General features: G+C 61.4%; 1 protein-coding gene. It reads left to right on the forward strand.

Annotation, left to right across the window (positions count from 1 at the left end):
• Positions 1 to 492, forward strand: a 492-nt coding sequence (gene repC / locus EOA60_RS36780; protein ID WP_281060830.1) for a plasmid replication protein RepC, incomplete at both ends; no start/stop codon positions are given.

Here is a 492-nt window from a genome sequence, read left to right on the forward strand (position 1 = left end):
GGGCAGGGTGGCGAGATCGAGCAGGCCTATGGCTTCGATCTGTCGCCGATCCTGGCGCGCGCCGCGGAGTTCAAGGAGCTGGCCGACGCCGTCGCGGCCGAGCGCAAGGCCTTCCGGCTGGTGAAGGAGCGGCTGACGATATGCCGGCGCGACGTGGTCAAGATGATCGAGGCCGGCATCAACGAGGACGTGCCGGCGAACTGGCGCACCTTTCAGCGGCGCTACGAGGCGATCGTCGGCCGATTGCCGCGCACGGCGCCGCGCCAAGTCCTCGAAGCGATCGCCGACGAGCTGGAAGACCTCTGGGCCGACGTGCACCAGACATTGGAATCATTCGTGGAATCACAAGATTCGAACGCCAATGAGTCTCATTCCGAGCGCCACATACAAAATTCAAACCCAGATTTTCATTCTACCGATGAATCTGAACACGGCTTAGGAAAAATAGATGAAGCGAGCGGCAGCGCCGCGAAAACCGACAACGTGCACAGC

This window comes from Mesorhizobium sp. M1A.F.Ca.IN.020.06.1.1 (assembly GCF_004023265.1).
Lineage (GTDB): Bacteria > Pseudomonadota > Alphaproteobacteria > Rhizobiales > Rhizobiaceae > Mesorhizobium.